Source organism: uncultured Campylobacter sp. (genome assembly GCF_938031315.1).
Taxonomy (GTDB): domain Bacteria; phylum Campylobacterota; class Campylobacteria; order Campylobacterales; family Campylobacteraceae; genus Campylobacter_B.
On the sequence record NZ_CALHHT010000126.1, the window covers coordinates 1 to 3,542 of the forward strand.

At 39.4% G+C, this 3,542-nt stretch carries 3 protein-coding genes; all 3 read left to right on the plus strand.

The window, feature by feature from the left end; all coding sequences use genetic code 11:
• The first annotated feature begins 323 nt into the window (after positions 1 to 323).
• The 3 genes from Q0236_RS03455 to Q0236_RS03465 all read left to right on the plus strand — a co-directional run bounded on the left by Q0236_RS03455 (position 324) and on the right by Q0236_RS03465 (position 2,939).
• Positions 324 to 1,133: a transporter substrate-binding domain-containing protein gene (locus Q0236_RS03455; RefSeq protein WP_297915195.1), complete on the plus strand. Its 810-nt coding sequence runs from the start codon at positions 324 to 326 to the stop codon at positions 1,131 to 1,133.
• A gap of 94 nt (positions 1,134 to 1,227) precedes the next feature.
• Positions 1,228 to 2,034 carry a transporter substrate-binding domain-containing protein gene (locus Q0236_RS03460; protein ID WP_297915198.1) on the plus strand — a complete coding sequence of 269 codons (807 nt, stop codon included), beginning with the start codon at positions 1,228 to 1,230 and terminating at the stop codon, positions 2,032 to 2,034.
• Positions 2,035 to 2,135: 101 nt separating this feature from the next.
• Positions 2,136 to 2,939 (plus strand): transporter substrate-binding domain-containing protein, encoded by an 804-nt coding sequence (locus tag Q0236_RS03465; RefSeq protein ID WP_297915201.1) that lies wholly within the window; start codon positions 2,136 to 2,138, stop codon positions 2,937 to 2,939.
• The last annotated feature ends 603 nt before the right edge of the window (positions 2,940 to 3,542 follow it).

Consider the following 3,542-nt stretch of genomic DNA (forward strand, 5'->3'; position numbering starts at 1 on the left):
CAAGACGTAAAAATTCTAGCTCGAAAAGCAAGCAGGTATGATGGATGAATTCCAAATTAAAATTCTATGCCGATACAGTAAAAACTGCACCGTAAATTACGATATATAAATTTTAATCAAAGCTTATACTTTCCTGCGCCACATTTCGCTACGGCTAAATTTCACTTCATAAAATTTATCTATCGTTTCTTAAATTCTAATCTCGTTCACTTACTGCCGATTTAGCAATCCGTATTATGTAATTGAAGTTATGTTTAACTATTTTAGGGTAAAATCACGCAATATCTAAGGGATAATATTAAATTTTAAGAAAAGGATAGTTTATGAAGCTACTTTTTTGCATTATTTTTGCACTTTGCAGCAGTGTTTTTGCGGGCAGTTTGGAGCAGATCAGATCTGCCGGAGTCGTTAAAATCGGTGTTCGTGATGGTAGGCCACCTTTTAGTGATGAAAAAAGTGGTAATTTCGAAGGCTTTGAAATCAACCTTGCAGATGCTATAGCTAAGAGCATATTCGGTGATAAGCGCGGTAGAGTCGAGTTCGTCCCTTTAAATGCCAGCGATAGGATCTCTGCATTACAAAACGATAAGGTAGATCTTGCAGTCGCGACCATCACGATAACGCAAGATAGAAAAAGGCAAATCGACTTTTCTTATCCATATTTTTCGATGAGTTTGGGAGTTTTGACACGTAAAAGCGACGGCATCAAAAGTATAGACGATCTTTCAAACAAAAAAGTCTTAGTAGAGGGTAACGGTACTACGGCAGAAAATTTTTTGTATAAAAATAAAATCCACAATCTAATCCATTGCTCCATTACTACCGAATGCTATGATATGCTTAAGCAAGGCAAAGCCGATGCTTACGTTAACGATAATCTCATTGTACTAGCTTATTCCATTATCGACGACAATTTAGAAGTAGCAATCCAAAATCTAGGTAATCCGGAATTCTTAGGCATTGGGGTGCGCAAAGGCAATACCGAACTGCTTGATCTGATAAATAAAGAGCTTGTTACACTTAGCAAGCAAGGCTTTTTCGAACGTTCTTACGATGAAACTTTCAAGCCATTTTATCAAGGCGCTGCAGATAAAAAATACTTCTTACTAGATGGGCTCTATGCCATATTTTAGGACGAAATTTAGCAGTGTTTTATCTAACGGCTTCGACTAAAACGTCATTTATGATAAGCGGATAATATGCGAAATCCAATTTTAAGGACATAAAATGAAACTACTTTTTATAGCGGCTCTATTTTGTGCGGCGCTTTTTGCAGATAGCCTAGATCAAATCAGACAAAACGGCGTCATTCGCATCGGAGTGCGCGATGCTCATCCGCCACTTTGCGAGTCTAATGGCGTCAAATTTGAAGGATTTGAGATTGATCTTGCAAACGCTATTGCTAAAGAAATTTTCGGCAAAAAAGAGGGCAAAATCGAGTTCATCCCACTAAGCGTAAATGATAGAATTCCATTTTTAGAGGCAAATAAGCTTGATTTAGTTATCGGTCTATTTAGCATCACCAACGAACGAAAAAGAAAAATCGATTTCTCCCTCCCCTACCTCTCCGCAAATTTAGGCGTATTAACGCGCAAAGCCGACGCTTTTACCGATATCGCGCAGCTTCATGATAAAAAGATCGTATTCGAAGGCGACGCGACGGTAGCCGAGAAATTTTTCAAAACCAAGGGATTTAAAAATTTAGGCCATTGCGCTTCGGCTAAGGAATGTTACGAAATGATTCGAAATGGCGATGCGGACGGCTATATAAACGACAATCTCATCGTGCTTGCATATTCCGTCATCGATGATACTTTGGAAGTGCCGTTTAAAAACCTAGGCCCTAGCGATTTCATCGGCATCGGCGTGCAGAAAGATAATAAAGAACTACTTGATTTCGTCAATGCGGAGCTCATCAAGCTAAGCAAAGAGGGCTTTTTCAAAAAGGCCTACGAGCAGAGCTTTGATCCATTCTATCGCGGTACAGCGGATAAGAAATATTTTCTGCTAGATGGAATTTACAATATGCTCTAAGAGCTTGCTTTAAATTTTTAAGTCCGGCTTTTAGAATTTTAGCAAATAAAATTTCCCGCTTGGTTTGAAAGCGGAAGAGAGATTAAATTTAAGGATTTGCCATGAAATTGCTTCTTGCAATGTTGCTACCATTTATCGTTGCTTTCGCCGATAGTTTGGAACAGATCAGATCAAAAGGCGTCGTTCGCATCGGCGTTTACGACGGACAGCCTCCTTTTAGCGAGCTGAACGATGGGGCTTTCGAGGGCTTTGAAGTTACGATGGCACAGGCTATAGCAAATGATCTTTTCGGCGAAAAAGGCGGCAGAATCGAGCTTGTACCGATGAAGGTCGAGGATAGAATTCCAGCACTAGTAAACAACCGCGTAGATATCGTCATCGCTACGATTACCATTACGCCTGAACGCGCGCAGCAGATCGATTTTTCAACACCGTATTTTTCAGTAAATCTTGGAGTTTTAACCCGCAAAGCCGATAGAATAAAATCCTTAGCCGATCTGCGAGAGAAAAGAATTTTACTCGAAAGCGGCGGTACAGGCGAGGCATTTTTTAAACAAGAAGGCTTTGGAAATTTTACATTTTGTAAGATCGCCAGAGAGTGCTACCGCATGCTAAAAGACGGCGACGTGGACGCCTACACGACCGATAATCTAATCGCAATGGCATATCCGGTAGTCGATAGCGAGGTAGAAGTGCCGCTTAAAACTCTAGGTAAGCCCGATTTCATGGGTATTGGCGTGCAGAAGGGCAATAAAGAGCTACTGGATTTCGTCAATGCAGAGCTTATAAAGCTAAGCAAAGAGGGCTTTTTTGAAAAGGCATACGAAGGGACTTTTAATCCATTTTATCACGGCGCTGCGGATAAAAGATATTTCTTGCTAGATGGAATTTACAGCTTCTTGTAGGATTTGCGGCTTATTTTAAAATTTATCACGCAAGATTTATCGCGTAAATTTTATCTCCTGCTTGCTATGCTTTAGCTCTTGCAGCGGGGATCACATAAAATTTATCGCGCAATCTTGCTCGTTTAAATTTTTTAAAAAAGCTTTTTCGCGGGCGAAACGGCATTTATATAAAATTCCGCTCGTTTAAAATTTATCTTGCATAAATTCTACCGCAGCTTGGAATTGCTAAAATAAATTTAGCTCAGATTTTTATTATTTCAAATTTTACTAAAAATCCTCTTGCTAGGATTTTTTACCACTTGTAATCCGCTCAAAATGCCCCCCTAAAAAAGGGTTAAATTTTGCAGTCAAGAATTTATTCTGCGCAAAGAGTAAATTTTTATTACTTAAAATTAAAAATGTAGCCCCCCCTATTTTAAAAACCGATCAGTGATTTTCATATTGCAAACTGATCTATTTTTATGTATAATCGCAAACTTTACGAATTTCAAAGGATCAAATATATGAAAAAATCCATCTGCTCCTCTATGCTTAGCCTCGCAGCGGTGCTCGCACTAGCGCCCGCACAAGCGCTTTGCAATGCAGATTCTAATCCGCCGCTTA